Origin of the sequence: Nocardiopsis flavescens (assembly GCF_900141985.1) — a bacterium.
GTDB lineage: Bacteria > Actinomycetota > Actinomycetes > Streptosporangiales > Streptosporangiaceae > Nocardiopsis > Nocardiopsis flavescens.
On the sequence record NZ_FQZK01000015.1, the window covers coordinates 54,206 to 76,561 of the forward strand.

Genomic DNA, 22,356 nt, shown 5'->3' on the forward strand with positions numbered 1-22,356 from the left:
CAGCAACAGGCACGGGGGTCGAGGACGTGTTGACCGCACGAGAGCGCCACTCGGCGCTGATCGAGGCGATGATCGCGGACGGGACCCTGGTCGACGCCTCGCTCATCGAGACGTTCCGATCGGTGCCCAGGCACCGGTTCATACCCGAGACCGGGGCACTGACCGCGCACGGGACCGCGCTCAACGCGGCCAGCGATCCCGATCTGTGGCTGTCCGCGGTCTACGCGGACAACGCCATCGTCACCCGGGTCGACGAGCCCGGCGTGCTCACCCCCCGGGAGGACGCCGGGGAGGAGGGGCACGCCCTCCGGGACCGGCCGGACCCGGAGGGCGGGGTGCCCGTGCAGCGGCGGCCGTCCTCCGGCAGGGCGACCTCCTCCAGCGCCGCTCCCACCGTCCTGGCCCGGATGCTGGAGCTGGCCGACCTGGCCCGCGGGCAGAAGGCGCTGGAGGTCGGCACCGGCACCGGCTGGAACACGGCGCTGCTGGCGCACCGGCTGGGGGACGCCGCGGTGGTGTCCGTGGAGATCGACGAGCGCCTGGCGCGGACCGCCCGGGAGACCCTGCGCGCCGAGGGCCGCGCCCCGGTGGTGCGCGTCGGCGACGGCTACGGGGGGCTCCCCGCGGAGGCGCCCTACGACCGGATCGTCTCGTCCTGCGGGGTGCGGCGCGTCCCGCCCGCCTGGATCGACCAGCTCGCGCCCGGCGGGGTCGCCGTGTTCCCCTGGGGGCTGCTGGAGGGCGCCGGGGTGCTCGCCCGCATGGTGTGCCCCGGCGACGGGACCGCCCGGGCGGACTTCCACGGCGGCGTGGGGTTCGTGCCCCTGCGCACTCCCGGCCCGCGGCTGCCGCCGGTGCGCGACGCCGGTCAGCAGCCGGACGAGTACCGGCTCACCCAGACGGACCCGGTGTCGCCGCTGATGGCGTTCCCGTCGGCGTTCGCGCTGTCGGTGACGGTCCCCGACTGGCGCCTGCGCCGCCGGTGGATCGGGACCGGGTCCGGGGTGTGGGTGTGCGACCGCGTCGGGGAGTCGTGGGTGCGCGTCTACCCCTACGGCACCTCGTGGATGATCGAGCAGGGCGGGCCGCGCAGCATCTGGGACGAGCTGGAGGAGGCCCTGGAGGAGTGGCGCCGCCTGGGCTCGCCCGCGCCCGACAGGTTCGGGCTGTCGGTGGACCGGGACGGGGCGCACCGGGTGTGGCTGGACTCGCCCGCCCACCCCGGATGGCCGGTCTGACCGGGGTGGGCCCGCGGCGGCCCCGGTGAACGCCGGTGCCCCCGGACCGGGGGCGGTCCGGGGGCACCGGGTGCGCTGCGCGCCGGTACGGCGGTCCGCTACTCGGCGGCGCCGGAGCCCTCGGCGTTCTTGACCTCACCGGGCTCGTCGGCCTGGGTGCGCTCCTTGATCTTGCGCAGCAGGTCCTCCTTGCGGCGCTGGGCGTCGGCGCTGGGACCGCTGGGGCCGCCCCGGCCGCCCTTGGCGGTGGAACGGGAGACGCCCCGCCCGCCGCCCTGGCCGAGGAGATTGTCGTTGTTGCGGGCCATGGGACCTCCCCCTGGGCGAGTCCGGGCTCGCCCTGTACTGTTCCGGTCTCCAGAAGGTTACCTTCAGCAAGACGATACGTCTCGTCATTTTATGGGGTTACCGTGGGAGGTATGGCACAGACCAGCACCCCGGAGGAACCGGCGCGGCCCGCACCGAACCCCCGCCGCCGCAGCGAGCGGGCCCGCAGGGCCATTCTCGCGGCAGCGGGCGAACTGCTGGGCGAGGTCGGCTACGCCCGGCTGACCATGGAGGCGATCGCCTCCCGGGCCCGGGTCGGCAAGCAGACCATCTACCGCTGGTGGCCCACCAAGGCCGCCGTGGTGTTCGACGTGTTCACCGAGATGACCGGCGGGGCCGCGGGCGACCCGCTGCCGGACACCGGGGACCTGGACGCGGACCTGCGCACGGTCCTGCACGCGATCGTCGAAGAGTACGCCGACCCGCTCATGGACCGCATCAACCGGGTGTTCATCGCCGAGGTGCAGACCGATCCGGAACTGGCCGAGAACGTGATGGAGCTGCTGCTGCGCCCCAACCTGCGCGCGTTCCGGGACCGGCTGCTCTCGGCCCGCGAGGCGGGGCTGATCGACGCCGGGACCGACCCCGACCTGGCGGTGGACCTGCTGCTGGCACCGGTGCAGCAGCGGTGGCTCATGCGCAGCGGGGAGCTGACGCACGCGTACGTGGACGCCCTGGTCGACACCGTGATGCGGGCCCTGCGTCCGCGGGGCTGAACCGCGGGCGGCCGGGCCGGCCCCGGTCACAGGGACGCGTCGGGGGCCTCGTGCGTGATCTCCTCGATGACCTTGCCGCCCAGCTCCGTCTCGATGAGCGCGGAACCCGCGCCGGGGGGCGCGGCGGGCGCCGCGGAGCCCGCACCGCGCGCACCGGCCGGCGCGGCGGGTGCCGCGGCCGGGGCCGGGGCCCGCTCGGGGGCGGGGGGCGCGGCGGGGCGGGCGGCCCCGCGGATCGGCTCGGGCCCGCCGAAGTCCTCCGGCGGCGGCGCCCCCGCGGCGTCCTCGTACGGGTCCGGCGGCGGCTCCTGGAGCCCGGTGGCGATCCGGTCCGGCGGCGGCCCGGCCGGGGCCGCGGGGGGCTGCGGCTGCTCCTGCCGGGGCTGCTGCGCCGGGGCCGCCGGGGCCTCCTGTGCGGCGGGCCGCGGGGCGTCCCAGCCCGCGGGCTCGGCGCGCCGGGCGGGCGCGGGGGCGGGGGCCGCGCCGCCTCCCCCGGACACCGCGGTCACCCGCACCTCCAGGCCCAGCACCTGCTGGACGGCGGAGGCCACCACCTGGTCGCTGCCGCTGTTACCGAAGCCCCTGGCCTCGTTGGGCCGGGAGAAGCCGAGGACGACCGCGTTGCCCTCCATGCCGACCGGTCGGACGTCGCTGCCGGTCAGCACCATCCACGTGAAGCGGCGCAGGCCCTTGACCGTGTCCAGGATCTGCGGCCAGGCGCCCTGGATCCGGCCCAGGTCGGCCGAACCGCCGCCGCCCTGCGCGGCGGGGGCCGAGGCGGGCGCGGGCGCGGCCGGGGCCGGCTCGCGCCGGGCCGGGGCGGCGTCCCAGCCGTCGGGCTCGGCGGCCCGCGGCTGCTCCTGGCGCGGCCGGTCGGGCCGGCCCGGAGGCTGCTGCGCGGGCTGTTGCGGCGCGGACTCGCGCTGCGGGGCCGCGGACGCCTCGGGCTCGGGAGCGGGTGCGGGTGCGGGTCGGTCCTGCTGCGGCGCCGCGGCCTGCGGCTGCGGCCGGGCGGCCGGGGCCGACGGCGCGGCGGGCGCCGCCACCGGGCCCGCGGCGACGCGCCGCTCCATCTGCTCCAGCCGGGCCAGCAGCGCGCCCTGGTCGCCGTCGGCCGACGGCAGCAGGATGCGCGAGCACATCAGCTCCAGGACCAGCCGGGGCGCGGTCGCCCCGCGCATGTCCGTCAGCCCCTGGTTGAGCAGGTCGGCGCCCCGGGTGAGCTCGGCCGGCCCCAGCCGGGCCGCCTGCGACTTCATCTGCTCGGCCGCCTCGGCGGCAACGTTCACCAGGCCCTTCTCCAGGGCGTCGGGGACCGCGGCCAGCACCACCAGGTCACGGAACCGCTCCAGCAGGTCCGTGGCGAACCGCCGGGGGTCGTGGCCGCCCTCCACCATCCGGTCGATCAGCGAGAACACCGCGGCGCCGTCGCGGGCGCCCAGCGCGTCGACCATCTCGCCCAGCAGGCTGGAGTCGGTGTACCCCAGCAGGGACACCGCGCCCTCCCGGGTGATGCCCCGGTCGTCCGATCCGGCGATGAGCTGGTCCAGCACCGAGAGGGTGTCGCGCGCCGAGCCGGCGCCCGCCCGCACCACCAGCGGCAGCGCCGCCGGGTCGTAGGACACCTCCTCCTGCCCCAGCAGGTCCTCCATGAGCTCCCGGAGGGTGCTCGGCGGGATCAGCCGGAACGGGTAGTGGTGGGTGCGCGACCGGATCGTGCCGATGACCTTCTCGGGCTCGGTCGTGGCGAACACGAACTTCAGGTGCGGCGGGGGCTCCTCCACCAGCTTCAGCAGCGCGTTGAAACCCTCGCGGGTCACCATGTGCGCCTCGTCGATGATGTACACCTTGTAGCGCGAGCTGACCGGCGCGAAGAACGCGCGCTCGCGCAGGTCGCGGGCGTCGTCCACGCCGCCGTGGGAGGCCGCGTCGATCTCGATGACGTCGATGCTGCCGCCGCCGTCGGGGGCCAGCGCCACACAGGAGTCGCAGACGCCGCACGGGTCCGGGGTGGGGCCCTCGGCGCAGTTCAGGGAGCGGGCCAGGATGCGCGCGCTGGTCGTCTTGCCGCAGCCCCGGGGGCCGCTGAACAGGTACGCGTGGTTGATGCGGCCGCTGCGCAGCGCCTGGCGCAGCGGCTCGGTCACGTGCTCCTGCCCGCGCACCTCGGCGAACGTCGCGGGACGGTACTTGCGGTACAGCGCGATGCTCACGGCGTGATCACTCCCCTGGTCCCTGCCACGGGTCCATTCAACCCGCGAGCACCGACAGCTCGCGCCGGTTCCGGGGAGAAACCGGGGGTGGACCGGGCCGGAGAAAACAGAAAGGACCCCCCGCGCACCCGCCAGAGCCCACTTATCCTTGCTGCCTTCCGGCCCTGGGGAGGTTCATGAGATGACGCCGCACGAGGGGTCTGCCCCGAAGTCTATCCGAACACCGGGGTGCTCGGGCAAGCGGCCGACCCCGGCCGCGCCGTGGCACGGAGCGGGACATCACGGGATGATGAGCACATGTTCGACCCTCACTCCCCGGTCGACCGGTCCCCCGGCCGTCGCGACCTCATCGTTTCCGTCCTCGAAGACGCCTTCGCCGACCTCATGGCCGGGGCGCCCGCCGCGTTCCGGATCAAGTTCCGCAAGATGGCCGCCGACCCCTTCGCCTTCTACCGCGGCAGCGCCGCCCTGTTCTACGCCGACGTCGGCGACGCCGAGGACCCGTGGGCCGACGAGCGCACCTCCCGGGTGTGGATCCAGGGCGACCTGCACAGCGAGAACTTCGGCACCTACATGGACGCGACCGGCCGGTTCGTGTTCGACGTCAACGACTTCGACGAGGCCTACCTGGGCCGCTTCACCTGGGACGTGCTGCGGCTGTCGGCCAGCATCGCCCTGAGTTCCTGGCGCAAGGCCCTGTCCGACGAGGACATCGACGGCCTCGTCCGCCGCTGCGTCGACTCCTACGTCGCCCAGGTGGCGGCGTTCGCCGAGAACGGCGGCGACCGCGACTTCTCCCTCAAGCTCGACACCACCGACGGCACGGTCCACGACGTCCTCCAGCGGGCCCGGCTCAACAGCCGGTCCGACATGCTCCTGTCCATGACCCGCAGGCAGGGGTACTCCCGACTGTTCCGCGACGGCCCCAACGTGCGCCGGCTCGACGACGGCGAGCGCGAGCGGGCGATGGCCGCCTACCGCTCCTACCTGGACACCATCCCCTCCGACCACCGCAACGGCTCGCTCAGCTACGAGGTCAAGGACGTGGTCGGCAGCGGCGGGTTCGGCATCGGGTCCGCGGGGCTGCCCGCGTACACGTTCCTGGTGGAGGGCCCCTCCGAGGCCTGGGAGAACGACCTGGTGCTGTCGATGAAGCAGGGCAACGTCGCCGCCCCCTCCCGGGTGGTGCGCGACCCCGAGATCATGGACGCCTTCGAGCACCACGGCCACCGCACCGCCGTGTCCCAGCGGGCGCTCCAGGCGCACACCGACCCGCTGCTCGGCCACACCGTGATGGACGGCCGGGGGTTCGTGGTGAGCGAGGTCTCCCCCTACACCACCGACCTGGACTGGGACGGGCTCACCGAGCCCGCCGACATCGCGCCGGTGCTCGACTACCTCGGCCGGGCCACCGCCAAGGCGCACTGCGTGTCCGACTCCCACGCCGACGACTCCCTGGTGGGGTGGCAGGTGGAGGAGGCGGTGACAAACGTGCTGGCCGGGCGCGAGAAGGAGTTCGCGGACTGGTGCTCCGCGTTCGCCCACTCCTACGCCGCCCAGGTGCGCGCCGACCACGCGCTCTTCGTCGACGCCTTCCGCAACAACGCCATTTCCGGGGTGCGTTCCAGCCACGGCTGAACGGCCCGGGGAAACCGGTTCGAAGCACCCCCCGAAGACCTGTAGAGTTGTGCGCGGAGGATTCGCCTAGTGGCCTAGGGCGCACGCTTGGAAAGCGTGTTGGTGGCAACGCCTCAGGGGTTCGAATCCCCTATCCTCCGCCACGGCTACCAGCCAAAACGAAGGCCCGGAGCGCACAGCGCCCCGGGCCTTCGTCGTTCATAGTCTCAGTTTTAGTCTCAGTTGGCCTGCCGAGAGCCGGGGTCACTCTCCCCCTGGGGAGCCTCCCAGATCAGTCCTCCGAGCCGGTCGGCCACGTCCGCACGGACCTCGTCGACCACGTGCTGGTAGCGGTTGGCCATGGATGCCGACGACCAGCCCATGAGCGCCATGACGGCCCGGTCGGGCACCCGCAGGATCAGGAGGACGGTCGCGGCGGTGTGCCGGGCGTCGTGCAGGCGGGACTCCCGCAATCCGACCTGTTGGAGGATCGCCTTCCACTCCCGGTAGTCGGTGTTGGTGTTGAGCGGCCGGCCGAACTCGTCGGTGAAAACCCACCCGCCTTCACTCCAGTGGTCCTGTGCGGCCTCGCGCTCCTTGCCCTGGATCTCCCTGTGGCGCCGCAGGAGGGCGACCACCGGGTCGGGCAGGCCGACCGGGCGGCGGCCCGCCCTGGACTTGGTGTCCTTGGTCAGCGGGTTGGTGCGGACCTTCTGCGGGCACAGGCCCGGTTTGCGTCCGCAGGCGTCCTCGCAGCCGTGTTCGTACTTGGGGCGGAGCAGGCTCCGGCGGACCCGCAGGGTGCCCGAGGCGAGATTGACGTCGGCCCATTTCAGCCCGAGGGCTTCGCCCTGGCGAAGGCCCAGGGCGAGGGCGATCGCCCATCGGGCTCCGTTGCGGCGGTCGGCGACCAGTTCCAGGAACCGGCGGATCTCCTCGACCGTGTAGGGCTCGATCTCCTCCTCTTCGAGCTTGGGAGGCTTGGCGAGTTCGGCGGGGTTGTCGCCGGTGAACTTCTTGCGCTTCCTGGCCTCGTTCAGGGCGGCCCGGACGGTGCGGTGGACGTGGTGGGCGGTGCCGGGTTTGCTGCCGTTGGCCTGCATCTTCTTGTAGAGGCGTTCGAGGTGTTCGGGCTGGAGCTTGTCGAGCCAGTGCTCGCCCACGCCGGGGATGAGGTGGTGGTGGACGTCCACGCGGTAGCCGGAGTAGGTGTATTCGCTCACCGAGGGCTTGGTGATCTCCTCCAGCCAGTACGTGAGCCAGGCGGCCACCCGCCAGCGTTTTCCGGCCTCGGGAACAGCTCCTTTATCGCGCTTGCGTTCCAGGTCCCGGACGGCCTTGGTGATCTCCTTGCGGGTGGTGCGCATCACGTGGCGCCGGTCGGGCTTTCCGTCGTCCCTGACTCCCACGGTGATGCGCCCGTGCCAGTAGCCGTCCTTGCCCAGGTAGATGGAGGAGGCTCCGTTGGGCTGGCGGTTGCGTTTCTGCTGCTTGTCGGTCATGTTCGCTCCTGGTTCCGGGGGTGGGGCGGGGCCGCGCCGGCGCGGCCCCGCAGGGGTCAGGCCGCCTGGTCGTGGCGGCTCTCCTCCAGGAGCAGGGAGACGAACTCGTCCAAAGCAGTGGTGGGCACCAGGCGGGAGGTGCCGATCTTGACGGAGCGCAGGCGTCCGAGCTTGATCTGCTCGTAGGCCCGGGTGCGGCCGATGCCCAGCAGGGCGGCGGCCTCCTCGACTCGCAGCAGCTTCTTCTCGGTGGTCATGGGTTCCCTTTCTGGAATGTGGTCCCGGTTGGTTGCTTGGCGGCTATGCGCCGGGGCCGCTGATCTGCGGATGAACCTGATAGGCGGGTGAGGGCGGTCGTCCTCCCTTCGGGTTGCGCGGGGGCGGAGGCTCCAGGGCGATCCAGCCGTAGCCCTCCAGCAGCTCGAGGGTGGGCAGGACGTCGGCGACCCTGCGGAAGGTGCCACGCGGCAGGCCGGAGAACGCCTCCCGGACGGTGAACCGGGCGGGCTTCTTGCGCTGGATCCACTCCAGGACCAGGCGGGCGCGTTCGGTCTCGGGGTCGGCGCCCATGTGGTCGAAGGCCGCTTCGGCGTGGCGGGTGAAGTAGCGGCCGATCTCGATCGCGTCGGCCATGGTGTCGGCGCCGATCGGCGTCCGGTAGCCGTCGACCGGGTTGTCGGCCAGGTGCAGCAGGGCCGCGATACGGATGATCGCTCCGACGGACTTGCCCGCCCAGTCGGACATGTGCCCGAGGTCTCCGAGCTTGGGGTGAAGCCGCGGCTCCAGCGCGCGGGCGTACTCCAGGCGGGTCTGGTCGGCCTCTGGGGAGAGCTGGAGGACCTGCGGGTCGGTCCAGTCGAACAGGTGCGTCACCATGCGCATGAGGCGTTCTGCGTAGGTGTCGGCGACCTCCTGCGGGACCGGGTCGGGGTCGACGTTGCGGGTGCCGATGTTGGACTCGGGCAGGGCGTACAGGAACCGCCCGAGCAGGCCCTTGCCGCGGAACCCAGGGCCGGTGGCGATCTCTCGGATGACCTCGGGCTGCACGGCCAGCCCGAGGGTGAGGATCGCGGATTCGACGTGCTCGGTCCGGTCGCGCCGGTCGACCCGCAGCATGTCCCCGGCGTGGCCTTTCAGGAAGAGGTCGAAGTTGGGGGCGCCCGAGTAGCGGCCGGCCAGGATCTGGAAGATCCCGCCTTCGGCGGACAGCACCGCCAGGCGGCCACCCTGGTCGCACAGGATCGATGCGGCCCGTTCGGGTGTGACGTCGTCGGCCACGAGCTGGGGCAGCACCGGGACCTTGATCTCCTCGATCGCGGCCACGGCGTCGGAGGCGTCGGCCAGCGCGTCGGGGGCGCCCTTGGTGCCGATGGCCTTGGACTTGGCCTTCTCGGCCACTCCGGCGACCACCGACCGGGCGAGTTCGGCTTCCACGATCTGCGGTTTGATGCGCTCGGCCAGTTCGGCTTCGACCTTAAGAATCGGGGAGGTGAGCGCCCGGAACACCGCGGACTTGCGGGAGGCCGGGGGCAGGGCCACGACGGTGAACAGGTTCACCGGTTCGGTGTAGGTGCCGCGCACCCGCACGATGGCGCGGCCCCCGGCGGCGGTGGACAGGGCGGCCAGCGCCACGCATCCGGCGGCGTCCACCGGCGTCTGGGTCTCCTCCGCCACGGCGGTGACGAAGGCTCTTACCCAGTCGGGCAGGCAGTGGGCGGGGAAGGCGGGGAGAGGGCCGTGGGAACCGAGCGGGGTGGGCATCTCCCACTCCTGCGCGGCTCCCGGCGCCCCGGTGTCGGGGCTCACGCGGCACGCTCCCCGGTGGCGAACCCGCGGGCGACAGCGCGCTGGGCATAGGTCTCGGGGACGCCGACGGAGACAGCGGCGTCGATGATCTCCGTACCGATGGTGTCCAGCCCGCACGGGCCGGGGCAGAGGGTGTGCAGGCCTGCCAGGAACCGGGCGACGCCGAAGGCTTGGGAGGCGGCTCCGCTCTCGGTGCGGGCGCGCACCAGGGCGAGTCCGCGATCAAGGCCGGTGCGCACGTACCGCTCGGTGTGGCGGCATCCGGTGGCCACGGTCCGATCCCAGGTACTACGGGCCGTGGTGGAAGAGACCACCCCGCCGGGGCGCCGCGCCGGGGTGGTCTCTTCCCCACCCGACAGCGCCAAGGCGGCCGGGGGCAGGGCCACCAGGATGCCGGCGCCGGGTCCGAGCCAGCGGGCGTAGGCCATGCGCGACTTGATGTCCACCCCGGGGCGGACCGCGTTGGCCGACTGCATGGTGCCGCGGTAGATCCAGTGTTCCCCGCGGGTGGTCGCCACCGTCCGGGTCCGGGGCAGGGTGTCCCGTGCCCAGGTGACGGCGTCGGTGTTGTCCAGGTCCACGACGGTCAGGTCGGCCCCGGCCGGGTGGTAGGCCACGGCCACCGCCCGGTGCCATGCCGCAGCCCAGTCGGGGGAGGTGAGGACGGCGGGGTCGACGGTGGCGGCGGCCCACCCGTGGCAGGGCGCCGCGCACCGGCAGCGGCCCGGGTCCTTCATGTGGGGGCGTCCGCCGCAGGCGTTCCTCTTGCAGGTGCGGCAGTTCCCGAACGGGACCTTGCCCTCACTCAGCGGCAGCACGGGAACCCCGGCGGCGGCCACGGTCAGTGCGGTGTTCAGTACGTCGGTGCTCATGCGGCGGCTCCCAGCTCCCATGCGTCGGGGGTCTCACCTGCGTGGCAGGCGGGGCACTCGCCCAGCGAGGTGGGGATGACGTAGGTGAACACCTGTTGGCAGGTCGGGCAGGTGCGGCGGGCGCGCATGGCGGCTTCCAGCGCGCGCTCGCGGGCGGGGGTGAACTCCTCCTTCGGGCGGGCCTGGTCGATCCGGTACAGGGCGGCGGTGCGCACCCCGCCCCGCTTCTTGGTGCGGCGGGAGCGCCACATGAGCTGTGCGTCGGCGTAGGAGGTGCCGGGCCGCAGGCCCATGGCGGCCAGCTGCTTGCGGGTGGCCAGCTGGTCGGCGAGGATCCAGGCCGCGCCCCAGGGGTAGGTGGGCAGCCCGTAGCGGGCGCCGGTCGGGTCGAGGAAGGTCACGGGGTGACCTCCATCCGGTGGTGCTGCATGATGGGAGTGCTCCTGTCGGTGGGTCCGCCTGCTGGCGGGGGTGGCTCCTTGCTGGAGTGGCGGTCCCGGTGGGTTGCTTGGCGGCTATGCACCGGGACCGCATTCGTGTTCTCAGGGGGTCTGAGCCGGGCACGAAACCCGACATCACTGCTGCTCAACAGGGGTTTTGTGCGATGTCGGCCCCGAAACCGGTTTCGGGGCCGTGGAAGCCGCCCGGCGGCGGCCTAGTCGTCCTCCATCGCGGTGCCGGAGCGCGCCAGGGCGGCTTCCAGGTCGGTCCGCTTGACGCCCTTGCGGGACCCTCCGTCGCCACGCTTGGTGATCTGTCCGGTGTTCACCCCGAACGGCGCGAGGGCGTTGGACAGGGTGGTGGCCATGCGGGTCTCGTGGGCGCGCTGCTCCTCCCGGGACATCTCCTCCACCGGGAGGTCCGAGGCGGCCCACGGCCCGTAGGTGTCGGGCCGGTAGGAGGCCAGTGCTTGGACCAGGCGGACGGAGTGCATGGTGTCCTCCCCCGCCGGCCACACGGCCGCGAGGTGGTCGAGCAGGGTGGTGGTGTCCTCCGCGGCGATGGTCTCCCCGGCAGCCTCCCCGGTCAGGGTCCCGGCGGCGGTGCGCAGCGCCAGGGCGCGCTTGGCGATCTCGATCGCTTCGGCCTGCTCGATGAACGCCGCGCGGACGATCTGGGTGTCGTGGGAGGACTTGGCCAGCCAGCCGGTGCCGGCCTCCTTCTTGGGGTCGAACATGGTGGCCCGGACCCCGTTGCGGTACATCGACGTCCCCAAGACCAGGTCGTTGGCGATGTGACCGGTGACCGCGAGGCAGAACCGGGTGGACACGTTGTCGCTGACCGTCTTGGGCAGGGACTTGGCGTCGGGCCGCTGGGTGGTGACCACCAGGATGATCCCGTAGGCGCGGGCCTTGCGGATGAGCCGCCCGGCGATGTCGGCGGCCTCCTTGCCGTACTCCTCGTGCTCGAACAGGGTGTGGGCCTCGTCGAAGATCGCGAGCAGCGGGTGCAGCCCGAGCTTGCGGTCCTTGGCCAGGTGCGGGTAGACCTTGCGGCCCTTGGGCACCTGCTCGGCGGGCAGCCCGGCGATGATCTTCTTGCGGCGCTTGAGCTCCTTCTCCAGCTTGCGCAGCGCGTCCAACGCCGAACCGCAGTGTTCGTCGTCGTCCCCGGACACGTACCGGTGACAGACGGGCTGCACGGGGTCCAGGTCGCCAGAGCCCTTCATCTCGTACACCCACATCTCGCAGGTGGGGTCCAACGCGCCGGCCAGCGCGACGACCATGACGCCGGACGTCTTGCCGGAGCCGGGCACACCGCCCATGAGCAGGTTGGTGTACATCAGGTTCAGCGGGATCACCCGGCCGCGGGGGTCGAACCCGAAGGGGATGTCGGCGAACAGGTCGGTCTGGCCGTGCTTCATCAGCGGCCACAGGCGCCGCTTGGACTTGGCCGGGTCCTTCTTGGCGACCCACAGCACCAGGCGCCCCGGGTGGGCCTCGGTGTCGGACTCGGGCCACACGGTGGTGAGCGGGCGGCGCATCGCGCCGGCCAGCTTGGCGCGCTCTTCCAGGACCTTGTCCGTGAGGTAGCCGGGCGGCAGGTCGACCTCCGCGCGCCAGCCGGGGCCGTCGGTCTGGATGGGGTTGACGAAGTCCACCTTGCCCTTGACGCCGATCGCTTCGAGGGCGGCCACGACCTCGGTAGAGGTGAGTTCGCGCTGAAGGTGGGGGGAGGTCCACCGGTCGATGATGGGCTTGGCGTCGGGCTTGCTCCCGGCGGCCCCGAACCCGGCCAGAGCGGCCACGATCGCGGACACCGACGCCCACGCCGGGGCGGTGCCCAGCGCGACGGCGCCGATCACGGTCACTCCGAGCGCGACCACCAGGGAGGAGAGCAGGCGAGCACGGATCCGGGCGGTGTGCTGGCGCGAAAGCATCATGTACTCGCTGGTCCGGTTTCCGCCGGCGGCGTGCTTGCGCAGCTCGTTGGCCTCGATGTCCAGCGCCCACCGGCCCCAGTGGGACAGGGCGCGGCCCATGCCGCGCGGGGACCGGGAGACGAGCTTGAGCAGGTAGACCGGGGAGCGGGTGGCCCGATAGGCGCCCATCCGGGCGTAGTACTCGACCAGGAACCGGGCAGCGTCGGTGAACTCCTCCCGCGAGCGCAGGTAGTACGGCACCAGGGCCGGGGCGGTGTCGAGCAGGGTCCGCCGGTCCTCCAGCCAGTCGCCGCCGCTGCCCTTCGGCAGGACGTCGACCGGCCGGGGCTGGGTGGTGTCGTCGGTGTCCAGGACCTCGACGTCGGTGGGGTCGATGACCTCGACGTCGGCCCCGGCGGGGGCGGTGGGCGTCTGGGCGGGGTCCGCGCCGATGGCGGGGCGGGTGCCGGTCCGGTCGGGGAAGGGCACCACCCGGCCGTCGGTCTCGGTGGGCGCGTCCTCTTCCTTGGGCAGTTCCCAGGGCGCGGGGTGGGGTCCGGGGCGGGTCATGATGGTGGTCTCCTCACTGGCGTGCTGGCGGGGGGCGGGGCGGCGGCCGGGTTCTTGGCGGGATCGAGGCCGCCGCCCCTGCTGGGTCATTCCTGGTGGGTGACGGCGTGGTCCTCACGCAGAGCCGACACGAAATCGCGTTCTTCGACGTACACGTCGGTGAACCATCCGCAGGTGCATCGGGCCTGGTAGAGGTAGCTGCCGTCCGCCAGGGCGTAGGGCTGGATGAAGGACTCCTCGTCCCGGCGGGTGAACAGGTCGAACAGGCCCATCAGGCGGCCTCCTCTGCGGTGAGCGCGTCGACCACGCTCAGCTGCCCGGGAACGGTGGTCTCGGTGCGCTCCTGCCGGGCGGTGAGAACGCGCTTGGCGCGGTCGTAGCCGCAGCCGAGAACGGTCATCGCGCGGCGCACGGAAACACCCTCGGGGACGTCTCCGGAACCGATCAGGGCGTCAAGCTTCGCCATCAGGTCGGCGTCGGACAGCTCCCGGCTGGACGGCTTGGCGGCGGTGGGGGTGGCGGACTTGGGGACCTTGCGGCCCTTGTCCGAGCGCTCCTTGCGGGGCGTTTCCGAACCCTGCTGTCCGCCCTGCTCAACGGTCGAACGGCGGCCGGTTCCGGCGGCCGGTCCGGGAACGCCTCCGGCCTTGGCCGGGGTGGTCTGGCCGGGGGCGGGGCGCGAGCACGCGACCACGGCCAACCGGACCGCCCCGGGCGGCACCGTGAAAGCGTTCTCCGGAAGCCGGGAACGGTCCACCACCGGCGGGCGCAGGGTGTTCTCGACGGCGTGCCCCTCACCGTTGCCGGGCTCGGTGCGGCGGGCGTTGCTGTCGGCGTCGGCGGTGAGTTCGGCGAGGGTCTTGACCCCGGGCCCCTCGGTGGGGCGGGCGGCGGCGATGCCGCGCTCGATCACGCCGATCAGGTGCGCGGTCATCGCGGCGCCGATCGGCCCGAGAGAGTGCGCGAGCAGACCGCCCACGGCGGTGCCGGTGAACTCGGCCGGCCAGTGGCCCACGGTGTTGAGCAGGATGGACACCGCCAGGGCGCCCCACATGATGTGGTCGGCCTCATGGGGCAGGGTGCCGCCGGAGGACTCCAGCCGGGCGCGGCACAGGATGATCCATCCGACGATGCCGATCAGGGCCGGTTCCAGCAGCCAGAGCATCCACCACATGGCGGTCCCGGGCTGGGCTCCGGTCATGGCGGCGGCGCCGGCGTGGACGCCTGCGGTGGACCATCCGGCGAACGCCACCAGGACCGGCATGAGGGCGGCCAGGGTCAGGGTGCGGGTGCGCTGCACACGCAGTGCGCGGGCTTCGGCGGACTGGGAGATGTCGGCGGCGAGCTTGGCGCGTTCCAGGTCCGCGGCGACCCGGTCGCGGGTCAGGTCCCGGCGGATGTCGCGGGCGTCCATGGCTCGGCGGGCGCGGTCGCGGAACCGCTCCAGCCGGTCGTCCTTGCGGGCGGCGACCCGGGCGCGGCGGTCGGCGAGTTCCTGGCGGATCTGCTCGGGAACGTCCTCCTTGCCAACGGTGGTGTCGGTGGTCGGGTCGGTGCGGGTCATCGGGGGCCACCTCCTCGGGGGTGGTCGACGGCGGGCGGGGCCAGCGGGGTAGCGGCGAGGTCGGCGGCCTTGTCCAGGACCAGGGCGGCGCCGGCCAGCGGGAGCGCGGCCAGGCGGAGCACGATCACGGCCAGGGCCAGCAGCAGCACCGCGGCCAGGGCCAGCAGGCCGGTGGTCTGGATCATCTGGGTGGTGGTCACGACCCCTCCTTGAGCCAGCCGGGGAGCTGGCGGGGGGCGAGGGTGACGGTGATGCGGTCGGTGTGCTGGGTGGCCACGGCCAGGGCGCGCAGGACGGCGGCGGTGTTGGCGGCGTCCAACCCGACCACGTCGGACAGGTCCACCGGCAGGCTGTTGGTCAGGGACAGCGCGATGCGCAGCACCGTCGCGGCGGAGGACGACGCGGGCAGGGAGCCCCGGTTCAGGGCACCGCTGACCTTCTGCCAGTAGATGGCGGTCGCCGGGCGCCCGTTGGCGTCGAAGTAGGGCTCCAGGTTCCGCTGGAAGTCGGGGCGGGTCAGCCACTCGCCGTGGGTGATGAGCAGTTCCACCGCGGCCATGTCCAGGGAGTCGCCGTCGGCCCACGTGCGCAGGTTCTCGGCCAGGGTTTCGGTGTTCTCGGGGTTCTGACGGTCCATACTGGTGTTGCCTCCTTTGAGGTGAGCGGCCCCGGCGGTGCTTCCAGGCGAACGCCGGGGCCGCGTTGTGTGTGCGGGTAGGGGTCAGCCGCCGTACACGGCCATGAGGACGACGCCGATCAGGACGGCGGGCGCCAGGACGAACAGGCCGAAGCCGCTGATCGCCTTCTCGAAGTCCATGGGGTTGCTCCTCAGTGGTTGTTGTGGGGGTAGCTGTCGGCGGGGCTGGCGGGGTCGTAGTAGACGCCGCAGACCGGGCACCGGCGGTTGACCAGGCGGCTCACGAGCCGGATCAGGCGGGTCACCGTCGCCTCCCGGGGGTCTTGCGGCGGGTACGGGCCACGGTCCGGGGCTTGAGCGCGGCCCGGACGCGGCGGGTAGCGGTGCGGCGGCCGGCGGCCACGGCCTTGCGGGCCTTCTTGGCCTGGGTGGCGGCGCCGGAGAGGGCCAGCAGCACCACGGCGGTCAGCGCGAGGGCGGACAGAGCGTTCACGGGCATAGGTCTCCTTTGCTGGAGTGGTCGGCCCCGGCGGGTTGTGCTTGGCGGCTATGCGCCGGGGCTGACCAGGTGGGCGAACCGGTTGGTCCCCTTGCCGTCCGGCAGGACGGGCCGGACGGCGCGGGCACCCCACGGTCAGAGGTTGCGGCGGTTGACCTCGAGAATTCCTCGGGCCAGTCGGCTCTCCGGGTTCTTGTCGCCCTCGGCCTCGGCCCACGCGAGCTGTGCGGCCTTCTGCTCGCTGATGGCGCGGCGCGTGGCGCGGTCCCGCTCAGCAAGCAAGCGCTCGTTGAGGGTCTGCGAGTCGCGCTCGAACCGCCGGGAGATGGCCCAGAGCGCGCCCGTGAGAGCGGCCAGTGCGGCGAGGGCAAGGAAGTGAGGGTGCGCGAGCGCGGTCTCGAGCATGTCAGTGAGGGGCATCAGGCGGCCTTCCGGTAGCGGAGTTCGTCGGCGGTAAGCCCGCCCCAGACGCCGGCGACGGGCTGCTCGCGGACGGCCAGTTCCAGGCACATCGCGCGGGCGGAGCAGGTGTCGCACAGGACCTTGGCGGAGCGCTCCCGCAGGGTGCGGACGGCGGGCGCCTCGCCGAAGCGGTCGCTAGTGTCGGGTTCGAAGAACAGCTCCGGCTGCGAGGTGCAGGGGAGCAGGTTGCTGGCCAGTTCGGCGCGGAGCTGCGCCGTGCTCAGGCCCTTCTGGTCGGAACTCACGGAACCTCCTGTGTGGGTGGGAAACCCGGTCCCTGCTGGCGGCTATGAAGCAGGGCTCCGGACCTCGGTGAACCTGACGGTACGCACTTATGCCATAAGCGTCAAGACATATGCAATAAGTTTCCTGAGAGAGGCTTGCGGCCGAGACGACAACCAGCAGGACGGCTACGGTGGGAGGACCACACATATGTCGGAAGACGGAGGCCAGATGAGCAGCCTCGAACCGCCGAAGGCGCGGTACAAGCAGGTGGCAGAGCTGCTGCGCGACGCCATCAAGCGCGGCGAGTACCCGGCGGGGTCGACCCTGCCCAGCCAGCCGGAGCTAGCGCGCGAGTACAACCTGAACCAGAGTTCGATCAGTCGGGCCATGGCGATGCTCCAGGCCGAAGGACTGATCCGCACGGAACACGGCAAGGGGTCCGTCGTCCTGGAGGTGCCCACCGTCAAGAGGGTGCGCAGGATCGACAAGGACTATCGGAGCGCCCCTTCGAGGAGCAGCTTCGCTGAGGAACTGGCGAAGGCTGGCCGTGCATCGCGGACCGAGCTGCTCGTGTGCGATGCCGTGGACGCGCCGGCGGACATTGCCGAAGTCCTCAAGTTGGACGAGGGCGAGCAGACGCTCCTGCGCAAGCGCCACATGTACGCGGAGGACAAGCCAGTACAGATTGCGGCTTCCTACATCCCGATGAGCGTGGCCGGCAGCGTCGACATCGCCATGCCGGACACCGGCCCTAGTGGCATGTACGCGCGCATCGCAGAACGAGGATTCGGACCGGTGCGCTTCACCGAGGACATCGAGGTTCGCGGAGCCAAAGAAGCCGAAGCAGACTTCCTGAACATCACTCCTGGGCAACCGGTTTTCGCCATCCTCCGGACAGCCTTTGATAAGGGGAATCGGCCAGTCGAGACCTGCCTAAACGTCTTGGCTGCCCTCCAATGGAAGCTCACCTATGCATGGGAACAGGACGTGAGGCCATGACCAGCGGGACGCCTCGACACAGTGTCAGCGTGACCGGCGTGGTAGTTCGACCTGAGGACGGAAAAGTTCTAGTTATCAAACGAGCCGACGATGGCCGATGGGTTCCGCCTGGCGGCATTCTAGAGCTGAAAGAAACACCAGAACAGTGTGTAATTAGAGAAGTCTTTGAAGAGACTGGAATCAAAACGAAGCCCATTCGCCTAACTGGCATCTATAAAAACATGAATCTTGGCGTGGTTTCCCTGGCTTTCCTGTGTGAACCAGTCGGAGGAGAACTCCGCACAAGCGATGAATCAACGGACGCTGCCTGGCTAACGCCAGTCGATGCTGTTGCACGCTGCCCTGAAGCTCGGGGAATCCGCATCACAGACGCTCTATCCAAAAACGGGCCCAGCGTTCGATCCCATGACGGGAACTCTATATTGAGAGGAATCTAAAAATACAGGTCATCCCTGAGCATGCGAGCCTGGAACTCCTCGCCTAGCTCCAGGCACTTCATCATATAGGCCCTAACAACGCGCTCAAGCATGTGAGAAAGCTGAGCAAGATCACTATCTTTATAACCCCGATTCCCATGCGCCAAATCATTCCGAATCCTAGCAACCGCCCACAATGGCCCCTGATTTTCAGCACCCTCCAGAACTGATTGAATTATTTTCATCTTTGCTATTCTTTGAGTCATGTCCAAAGGAAGTCCAGCCAGGAGGTCAATCAAGCGGGTTTCAAGAGAATCAGCATTAGACCCCTTGAGGTACTTCCTCAGGAACCTCATCTCACTCGGGCTAATCTTATCTTTCATCAGCCCGAAAAATTCTTTCTTTTTTGCTTTATATTTTTCCTCCTCCTCTTCCTCTTTTTCTCTATTTTCGTAACCATGATAACCTTCCAGGGCCTGAATAAGCATCAAGAAATGCGCCCTTGGGTGTTGGCTAGAAAATCCAAGCGACGTGCCGTATATTTCGATCAGAGGATGGTCGCAAGACTCCATCTCCTGCCACTCTCTGATCATCCCCAAGAGAGAAACATCATCCTCCTTAAGACCAACCGCAGGCTTCATTAGCCTTATCTTGTTTGCACTAGAACTATAAGGAGCCTGAAGCACACCGGTCCCAAAGACCTGAAACTTTTCATGCCTTGGGAAACCCTCAGGAAAAAACGGAGTGACCTTCCTGTCTCGCCCCAAAGCAACGTAGGCGAGCGACTCCGAAACACCAGTCACCAGAGAGGTTACATGAATTAGAGGTTCAACCCAAGAATCAAACCACTCAGAAAAAGTCAAAGGCGACACAGAGTAGACTCGGCAGACTGGACTAAAAGAAACACGAAAAGCGTAAGGGTCTGCGATTTTCGCACTAGAGTCGTAGCTGCATAGGACCCTAAATTCTTCGTCCGACCACTCCTGAGAACTCTCCTCGTTGACAACCATGGAGAATCGCTCCTCGCTGTCGCCAACAGGGTAGGTGGTCTCCTTGATCGGGTTGGCACCAAAAACAGAATCCATCCCGGTGATCTGCAACTCAACCATAGAAAAGGAATTTTGAACGGAAGAAGTCGAGGCTCCGACCATCGCCGCACGACAATCGATCCGGGCAGTCGAAAAATCCCAATAGGTGAGCCTTGCCTCAATGAAGAGGATAGCCATTCCATTAAAAAGCCGACCCTCTAGAACATCGAAATCCTTGCGCTGTGGGAAAGACCCACTAATAGCGCCGCCCGAATTTTCATGTTCCACTAGAATGGATTCACTTTGGATTTGCGCAGTCGGCTGCCTCCCCGCCTGGAGATCAACCAAACCGTAGGCTGATACCTTATCCCCTCCCGAAGACGGTACATGCACGGTGAACGCGTACTCCCCGGGGGAGATTACTGATTTCAGCGCAGCCTTATCATCCATGAAAAACTAATACCACATACAGTTCCAAATATCTAGAGGCCAGCCGAGCAAGCGAGGAGTAATTGAATAGCTACTTTTGCCCCACTATCGACCTATCTGAGACTTTCAACGTTCTTCAGAAACAATCGCCCAGAAAATAGCTCCTCGAACGATTTTATTTCTGCACACCCGCCATTCGTCCCCAGCTACACGACAGTACTGGCTAGCCGCAGAACCTGCAGAACCCACAGAACTAGCGTTCGTGCAGGTCAGGGCTTCGCTGCGAGGAAGCGCAGAACGCCGCGATACCTCCGCAGAACCGCAGAACCCCTTGCGCGTAGGGTTCTGCGGAGGTTCTGCGAGGTAGTGCGGCTCTGGCTCACAAGGCGTTGAACAGCAAGAACAGGGGTTCTGTGGGTTGTGCGGGTTCTGCGGCGGGTGGTGGAGGGCTACCCAGGGGGTGCTCCCGCGGGTTGCACGTGCGAGGTCGGAAACCGGCCTCGTGAGGTGGCTGCTGGAGGGCGAACAGGATCGGCCGAAGGTGATCCATCGCGGACGTTCGGCCGCTGCTCAGAGGCTCCCTGAGGGCCGTCTCGTAGTCTCAGTTCTAGTCTCATTCGTGCCCGTCCGGGGCCGTCCGCAGTGGTCCGGGCCGGTGGTCGGTGCGCAGGTCACCAGGGCCTTGACCTGGGGCGGACAGCGTCACGCGGTATTGGAAAGCGTGTTGGTGGCAACGCCTCAGGGGTTCGAATCCCCTATCCTCCGCCACCGCCCACCAGGGCAGATAAAAGGCCCCGACCGGACACCGGTCGGGGCCTTCGTCGTTGGTGGTCTCACTTCTGGTCTCAGTTGGCCTGTTCGGGGCCGGGACCACCCTCCCCCGAGGGGACCGGCCCTCCGAGCCGGTCGGCCACGTCCGCGTGAGCCCCGCCGGCCGCCACCCCGACGCACGGGCTGTGCAGCGGAGCCCGGCCGGCCGAAGCGGGCGGGGTCGCCCGCTTCGGGCGCGGCGGCGACGGGCGGCGCGGGTCCCGGTCAGGGCCGGGGGATGTTGCGGAGGTTGGAGCGGGCCAGGTCGATCATGGAGCCCACCCCGCCCTGGAGCACCGTCCGGCCCGCGGACAGCGCGAACCCGGCGACCTGGTCTGCGGTGATGCGCGAGGGGATGGACAGCGCGTTGGGGTCGGTGACCACGTCCACCAGGACGGCCTCGTCGGCGGTGACCGCCTCGTGCAGGGCGTCGCGGACCTCGTCGGGCCGGGTGACCCGCAGGGAGCGCATCCCGATCGCCCGGGCGATCGCCGCGTAGTCCACCGGGGGGTGGTCCGTCTGGTGGGCGGGGATGCCGTCCACCATCATCTCCAGCCGCACCATACCCAGGGACGAGTTGTCGAAGACCACCGTGGCCACCGGCAGGCGGTGCTGGTGGACGGTGATCAGCTCGCCCAGCAGCATGCTCAGCCCGCCGTCCCCGGACAGGGACACCACCTTGCCGTGCGACGCGGCGAACGCGGCGCCGACCGCCTGCGGCAGGGCGTTGGCCATGGTGCCGTGCGTGAACGAGCCGATGACCCGGCGGCGCCCGTTGGGGGTGAGGTAGCGGGCGGCCCACACGTTGTTCATGCCGGTGTCCACGGTGAACACGGCGTCGTCGGGGGCGACCTCGTCCAGGACGCGGGCCACGTACTCCGGGTGGATCGGGGTGTGGTCGGCGATGTCCCCGGTGTAGGCCTCCACCACCCGGGTCAGGGCCCGCTCGTGGCGGCGCAGCATGTCGTGCAGGAAACGGGTGTCGGACTTGTCCCCGATGAGCGGCAGCACCGACCGCAGGGTGGCCGCCGCGTCGCCGTGCACGCCCAGGACCAGCGGCACCCGGCGGCCCAGGCGGCGGGGGTCGCGGTCGATCTGGACGACGTTCTCCTTGGGCAGGAAGTCGTCGTAGGGGAAGTCGCAGCCCACCATCAGCACGAGGTCGGCCCCGTGCAGCGCCTCGTAGCAGGCGCCGTAACCGAGCAGGCCGACCATGCCGACGTCGTAGGGGTTGTCGTACTGGATCCACTCCTTGCCGCGCAGGGTGTGCCCGACGGGGGCGTTCACCCGCCCGGCCAGGGTCATGACCTCGTCGTGGGCGCCGCGCGCCCCCGCGCCGCAGAAGAGCGCGACCTTCTCGGCGGCGTTGATCCGCTTGGCCAGTTCGCGGACGTCGTCCTCGGCGGGCCAGGCGGTGGCGCGCACGGGGACGGCGGGGGTGGTGTCGGGGCCGCCGACGGCCTTGCGCGCGGCGACGTCGCCCGGCAGCACGAGGACGGCGACGCCCGGGGTGCCCAGGGCGTGCTGGATCGCGATCCGGGCCAGCCGGGGCATCTGGTCGGGGTGGGAGACCAGCTCGCGGAACTCGGTGACGTCGGCGAACAGCCGCTCGGGGTGCGTCTCCTGGAAGTAGCCGGTGCCGATCTGCCGGGAGGGGATGTGGGAGGCCAGGGCCAGGACGGGCGCCCCGCTGCGCTGCGCGTCGTAGAGCCCCTGGACCAGGTGGGTGTTGCCGGGCCCGCAGGAGCCCGCGCACACGGCGAGGCCGCCGTCGATCTGCGCCTGGGCCGAGGCGGCGAAGGCCGCCGCCTCCTCGTTGCGGACGTGCACCCACTCGATGCCGTCGGTCCCGTGCACGGCGTCGACCACGGGGTTGAGGCTGTCGCCGACCACGCCGTAGATCCGGGTCACCCCGGCGGCGACCAGCGTCCGGACGAGCTGTTCGGCGACGGTGTTCCTGGCCATGGCGGTTCCCCCCGGAGCGCGGCGACGGGGAGCCGGTCCGGCGCCCCGCGTTCCACGCTAGGAGCGCGCCCCGCCGATCCCCCGCACCGCCACGCCACC

At 70.2% G+C, this 22,356-nt stretch carries 22 protein-coding genes, 1 tRNA gene and 1 other RNA gene; 6 read left to right on the top strand and 18 right to left on the bottom strand.

The window, feature by feature from the left end; all coding sequences use genetic code 11:
• The first annotated feature begins 29 nt into the window (after nt 1-29).
• Nucleotides 30-1,238: a methyltransferase domain-containing protein gene (locus BUE45_RS21950; protein WP_073381280.1), complete on the top strand. Its 1,209-nt coding sequence runs from the start codon at nt 30-32 to the stop codon at nt 1,236-1,238.
• A gap of 98 nt (nt 1,239-1,336) precedes the next feature.
• On the opposite strand, the gene BUE45_RS21955 is transcribed toward BUE45_RS21950, so the two are convergent.
• Nucleotides 1,337-1,546 (bottom strand): DUF6243 family protein, encoded by a 210-nt coding sequence (locus BUE45_RS21955; RefSeq protein WP_073381281.1) that lies wholly within the window; start codon nt 1,544-1,546, stop codon nt 1,337-1,339.
• A gap of 111 nt (nt 1,547-1,657) precedes the next feature.
• On the opposite strand from BUE45_RS21955, the gene BUE45_RS21960 reads away from it, so the two are divergent.
• Nucleotides 1,658-2,281 (top strand): TetR/AcrR family transcriptional regulator, encoded by a 624-nt coding sequence (locus tag BUE45_RS21960; protein WP_073381282.1) that lies wholly within the window; start codon nt 1,658-1,660, stop codon nt 2,279-2,281.
• A 26-nt stretch (nt 2,282-2,307) separates the two neighbouring features.
• Here the strand turns inward: BUE45_RS21960 and BUE45_RS21965 are convergent, their stop codons facing one another.
• Both BUE45_RS21965 and ffs read right to left on the bottom strand, forming a co-directional pair.
• On the bottom strand, nt 2,308-4,494 hold the full coding sequence (locus BUE45_RS21965) for a DNA polymerase III subunit gamma and tau (RefSeq protein WP_073381283.1): 2,187 nt from the start codon (nt 4,492-4,494) through the stop codon (nt 2,308-2,310).
• A 108-nt stretch (nt 4,495-4,602) separates the two neighbouring features.
• Nucleotides 4,603-4,698: signal recognition particle sRNA small type (gene ffs, locus BUE45_RS21970), an RNA gene on the bottom strand.
• Between the two features lie 93 nt (nt 4,699-4,791).
• On the opposite strand from ffs, the gene BUE45_RS21975 reads away from it, so the two are divergent.
• Together BUE45_RS21975 and BUE45_RS21980 are read left to right on the top strand one after the other, a co-directional pair.
• On the top strand, nt 4,792-6,132 hold the full coding sequence (locus BUE45_RS21975) for a DUF2252 domain-containing protein (protein WP_073381284.1): 1,341 nt from the start codon (nt 4,792-4,794) through the stop codon (nt 6,130-6,132).
• Nucleotides 6,133-6,187: 55 nt separating this feature from the next.
• A tRNA-Ser gene (locus BUE45_RS21980) sits at nt 6,188-6,275 on the top strand.
• A gap of 75 nt (nt 6,276-6,350) precedes the next feature.
• Here BUE45_RS21980 and BUE45_RS21985 read toward each other — a convergent pair.
• From BUE45_RS21985 to BUE45_RS22045, 13 genes are all read right to left on the bottom strand, one after another.
• Nucleotides 6,351-7,613, bottom strand: coding sequence for a tyrosine-type recombinase/integrase (locus tag BUE45_RS21985; RefSeq protein WP_073381285.1), 1,263 nt, complete (start codon nt 7,611-7,613; stop codon nt 6,351-6,353).
• A 56-nt stretch (nt 7,614-7,669) separates the two neighbouring features.
• Complete coding sequence (locus tag BUE45_RS21990) at nt 7,670-7,870, bottom strand: helix-turn-helix domain-containing protein (protein ID WP_073381286.1); 201 nt, start codon at nt 7,868-7,870, stop codon at nt 7,670-7,672.
• Nucleotides 7,871-7,913: 43 nt separating this feature from the next.
• Nucleotides 7,914-9,419 carry a YfjI family protein gene (locus BUE45_RS21995; protein ID WP_073381287.1) on the bottom strand — a complete coding sequence of 502 codons (1,506 nt, stop codon included), beginning with the start codon at nt 9,417-9,419 and terminating at the stop codon, nt 7,914-7,916.
• The gene (locus BUE45_RS22000; protein WP_073381288.1) at nt 9,416-10,291 is read right to left on the bottom strand and encodes a bifunctional DNA primase/polymerase; all 876 of its coding nucleotides are present in this window, start codon (nt 10,289-10,291) and stop codon (nt 9,416-9,418) included. The genes BUE45_RS21995 and BUE45_RS22000 overlap by 4 nt, the downstream gene beginning before the upstream one ends.
• The gene (locus tag BUE45_RS22005) at nt 10,288-10,692 is read right to left on the bottom strand and encodes an RRQRL motif-containing zinc-binding protein (protein ID WP_073381289.1); all 405 of its coding nucleotides are present in this window, start codon (nt 10,690-10,692) and stop codon (nt 10,288-10,290) included. The genes BUE45_RS22000 and BUE45_RS22005 overlap by 4 nt, the downstream gene beginning before the upstream one ends.
• 254 nt (nt 10,693-10,946) lie before the next feature.
• The gene (locus BUE45_RS22010) at nt 10,947-13,223 is read right to left on the bottom strand and encodes an FtsK/SpoIIIE domain-containing protein (protein WP_143173442.1); all 2,277 of its coding nucleotides are present in this window, start codon (nt 13,221-13,223) and stop codon (nt 10,947-10,949) included.
• Nucleotides 13,224-13,309: 86 nt separating this feature from the next.
• Nucleotides 13,310-13,495, bottom strand: a complete 186-nt coding sequence (locus BUE45_RS22015) for a hypothetical protein (RefSeq protein ID WP_073381290.1) — start codon at nt 13,493-13,495, stop codon at nt 13,310-13,312.
• The gene (locus tag BUE45_RS22020) at nt 13,495-14,787 is read right to left on the bottom strand and encodes a hypothetical protein (RefSeq protein ID WP_073381291.1); all 1,293 of its coding nucleotides are present in this window, start codon (nt 14,785-14,787) and stop codon (nt 13,495-13,497) included. The genes BUE45_RS22015 and BUE45_RS22020 overlap by 1 nt, the downstream gene beginning before the upstream one ends.
• Complete coding sequence (locus tag BUE45_RS22025; RefSeq protein ID WP_073381292.1) at nt 14,784-14,987, bottom strand: hypothetical protein; 204 nt, start codon at nt 14,985-14,987, stop codon at nt 14,784-14,786. Before BUE45_RS22025 ends, BUE45_RS22020 begins: the two co-directional genes overlap by 4 nt.
• Nucleotides 14,984-15,424, bottom strand: a complete 441-nt coding sequence (locus tag BUE45_RS22030; RefSeq protein WP_073381293.1) for a hypothetical protein — start codon at nt 15,422-15,424, stop codon at nt 14,984-14,986. The genes BUE45_RS22025 and BUE45_RS22030 overlap by 4 nt, the downstream gene beginning before the upstream one ends.
• A gap of 301 nt (nt 15,425-15,725) precedes the next feature.
• On the bottom strand, nt 15,726-15,923 hold the full coding sequence (locus tag BUE45_RS32655; RefSeq protein WP_073381294.1) for a hypothetical protein: 198 nt from the start codon (nt 15,921-15,923) through the stop codon (nt 15,726-15,728).
• A gap of 135 nt (nt 15,924-16,058) precedes the next feature.
• Nucleotides 16,059-16,328, bottom strand: a complete 270-nt coding sequence (locus BUE45_RS32660; RefSeq protein WP_178378613.1) for a hypothetical protein — start codon at nt 16,326-16,328, stop codon at nt 16,059-16,061.
• A gap of 14 nt (nt 16,329-16,342) precedes the next feature.
• Nucleotides 16,343-16,630 carry a WhiB family transcriptional regulator gene (locus tag BUE45_RS22045; RefSeq protein ID WP_073381296.1) on the bottom strand — a complete coding sequence of 96 codons (288 nt, stop codon included), beginning with the start codon at nt 16,628-16,630 and terminating at the stop codon, nt 16,343-16,345.
• 208 nt (nt 16,631-16,838) lie between these two features.
• Between BUE45_RS22045 and BUE45_RS22050 the strand changes: the two genes are divergently transcribed.
• Nucleotides 16,839-17,609 carry a GntR family transcriptional regulator gene (locus BUE45_RS22050; RefSeq protein ID WP_073381346.1) on the top strand — a complete coding sequence of 257 codons (771 nt, stop codon included), beginning with the start codon at nt 16,839-16,841 and terminating at the stop codon, nt 17,607-17,609.
• Entirely contained in the window at nt 17,606-18,046 is a 441-nt protein-coding gene (locus BUE45_RS22055; protein ID WP_084737619.1) for an NUDIX hydrolase, read from the top strand. The genes BUE45_RS22050 and BUE45_RS22055 overlap by 4 nt, the downstream gene beginning before the upstream one ends.
• On the opposite strand, the gene BUE45_RS31965 is transcribed toward BUE45_RS22055, so the two are convergent.
• Together BUE45_RS31965 and BUE45_RS22060 are read right to left on the bottom strand one after the other, a co-directional pair.
• Nucleotides 18,043-19,503 carry a HEPN domain-containing protein gene (locus BUE45_RS31965; RefSeq protein ID WP_143173443.1) on the bottom strand — a complete coding sequence of 487 codons (1,461 nt, stop codon included), beginning with the start codon at nt 19,501-19,503 and terminating at the stop codon, nt 18,043-18,045. The genes BUE45_RS22055 and BUE45_RS31965 overlap by 4 nt on opposite strands.
• 1,014 nt (nt 19,504-20,517) lie before the next feature.
• Entirely contained in the window at nt 20,518-22,257 is a 1,740-nt protein-coding gene (locus BUE45_RS22060; RefSeq protein ID WP_073381298.1) for a pyruvate dehydrogenase, read from the bottom strand.
• Nucleotides 22,258-22,356 lie beyond the last annotated feature (99 nt).

Bases quoted from the DNA above. Each gene is read 5' to 3' on its own strand.
- BUE45_RS22015 (WP_073381290.1), bottom strand. From the start codon at position 13,495: ATGGGCCTGTTCGACCTGTTCACCCGCCGGGACGAGGAGTCCTTCATC.
- BUE45_RS22060 (WP_073381298.1), bottom strand. From the start codon at position 22,257: ATGGCCAGGAACACCGTCGCCGAACAGCTCGTCCGGACGCTGGTCGCC.
- BUE45_RS21955 (WP_073381281.1), bottom strand. From the start codon at position 1,546: ATGGCCCGCAACAACGACAATCTCCTCGGCCAGGGCGGCGGGCGGGGC.
- BUE45_RS22000 (WP_073381288.1), bottom strand. From the start codon at position 10,291: ATGAGCACCGACGTACTGAACACCGCACTGACCGTGGCCGCCGCCGGG.
- BUE45_RS22050 (WP_073381346.1), top strand. From the start codon at position 16,839: ATGAGCAGCCTCGAACCGCCGAAGGCGCGGTACAAGCAGGTGGCAGAG.
- BUE45_RS32655 (WP_073381294.1), bottom strand. From the start codon at position 15,923: ATGCCCGTGAACGCTCTGTCCGCCCTCGCGCTGACCGCCGTGGTGCTG.
- BUE45_RS32660 (WP_178378613.1), bottom strand. From the start codon at position 16,328: ATGCTCGAGACCGCGCTCGCGCACCCTCACTTCCTTGCCCTCGCCGCA.
- BUE45_RS21960 (WP_073381282.1), top strand. From the start codon at position 1,658: ATGGCACAGACCAGCACCCCGGAGGAACCGGCGCGGCCCGCACCGAAC.
- BUE45_RS22010 (WP_143173442.1), bottom strand. From the start codon at position 13,223: ATGACCCGCCCCGGACCCCACCCCGCGCCCTGGGAACTGCCCAAGGAA.
- BUE45_RS21990 (WP_073381286.1), bottom strand. From the start codon at position 7,870: ATGACCACCGAGAAGAAGCTGCTGCGAGTCGAGGAGGCCGCCGCCCTG.
- BUE45_RS31965 (WP_143173443.1), bottom strand. From the start codon at position 19,503: ATGGATGATAAGGCTGCGCTGAAATCAGTAATCTCCCCCGGGGAGTAC.
- BUE45_RS21985 (WP_073381285.1), bottom strand. From the start codon at position 7,613: ATGACCGACAAGCAGCAGAAACGCAACCGCCAGCCCAACGGAGCCTCC.
- BUE45_RS22055 (WP_084737619.1), top strand. From the start codon at position 17,606: ATGACCAGCGGGACGCCTCGACACAGTGTCAGCGTGACCGGCGTGGTA.
- BUE45_RS21975 (WP_073381284.1), top strand. From the start codon at position 4,792: ATGTTCGACCCTCACTCCCCGGTCGACCGGTCCCCCGGCCGTCGCGAC.
- BUE45_RS22030 (WP_073381293.1), bottom strand. From the start codon at position 15,424: ATGGACCGTCAGAACCCCGAGAACACCGAAACCCTGGCCGAGAACCTG.
- BUE45_RS22020 (WP_073381291.1), bottom strand. From the start codon at position 14,787: ATGACCCGCACCGACCCGACCACCGACACCACCGTTGGCAAGGAGGAC.